This window comes from Streptomyces sp. NRRL F-5122, from assembly GCF_001507435.1.
Taxonomy (GTDB): Bacteria; Actinomycetota; Actinomycetes; order Streptomycetales; family Streptomycetaceae; genus Streptomyces; species Streptomyces lannensis.
The window spans coordinates 1-299 of the sequence record NZ_LMWH01000192.1 but is presented as its reverse complement, the minus strand read 5'-3'; the positions used below and the strand labels follow the sequence as shown (position 1 = coordinate 299).

General features: G+C 68.6%; 1 pseudogene. It reads left to right on the top strand.

The annotated features are described in order from the left end of the window. A pseudogene (locus ADL25_RS19275) lies at positions 1-299 on the top strand (cytochrome ubiquinol oxidase subunit I); the annotation flags it as partial.

The following is a 299-nucleotide window of genomic DNA, read 5'->3' as shown; positions in this document are numbered from 1 at the left end:
CAGCACTGGCTGGGCGCCGAGGGCATGCCGCGCCGTTACGCCGACTACCTCGCGGCCGACGGCTTCACCGCCCTCAACACGGTGTCGACGATCTCCTCGTTCCTGCTCGGTCTGTCGATCCTGCCGTTCCTCTACAACGTGTGGAAGACGGCCAAGTACGGCAAGCCGGTCGGCGTCGACGACCCGTGGGGCTACGGTCGTTCCCTCGAGTGGGCGACCTCCTGCCCGCCCCCGCGGCACAACTTCCTCACCCTGCCGCGCATCCGTTCCGAATCCCCCGCCTTCGACCTGCACCACCC